Annotated in this window: 1 protein-coding gene; it reads right to left on the minus strand. The window is 37.6% G+C overall.

What is annotated here, in order from left to right; translation table 11 throughout:
• Positions 1 to 61 precede the first annotated feature (61 nt).
• The coding region (locus tag EOK74_RS20905; protein ID WP_166638820.1) for a hypothetical protein at positions 62 to 527 on the minus strand (466 nt) is incomplete at its 5' end.

Raw genomic sequence — 527 nt, forward strand, 5'->3', positions numbered from 1 at the left:
ATAACGCCCCAATATGCCGACGAAAAGAGCGCAGCGAGTTGAGGTCGGAATTATTGGTTTGTTATACGTTGCAGTCATTCGGTGATATCCCAAATAAAACACAGATAGATGATTTAATAAATATATTTGAAAAAGATGGTGGCACCTCAGCAACAGAACTCTCTTTCGACTCCATATTAGATTTAACGGTTCTCGAACCTTCGATTGACGAAAACTCCATCTGCCAAATACGAGTACCCTCGGAAAACTGTGCCTCAACCAAAAAAAGGTTATCTTGTTCATCATACTTTAAAAAAACAAAATCGTCTGTTAGCTGAGCCATATTAGTATCGGTCGTAAATTCTGAATTTAAGTCAGGCCATCTACCTGTAACCAAATAAAAGTTATGAATTAAAGCACCAAATCTAATTGCCAGATGAGCATCATCAAATCCATTGGCCTTTGATTTGCCGCTACTATTGGCACAACTATTTAGTAAAGTCAGAGCGACAATAGAAACAAAAAGTAATCTCATAAACGTATAACGC

The sequence above is a fragment of the Paraglaciecola marina genome, from assembly GCF_004360155.1.
Lineage (GTDB): Bacteria > Pseudomonadota > Gammaproteobacteria > Enterobacterales > Alteromonadaceae > Paraglaciecola > Paraglaciecola marina.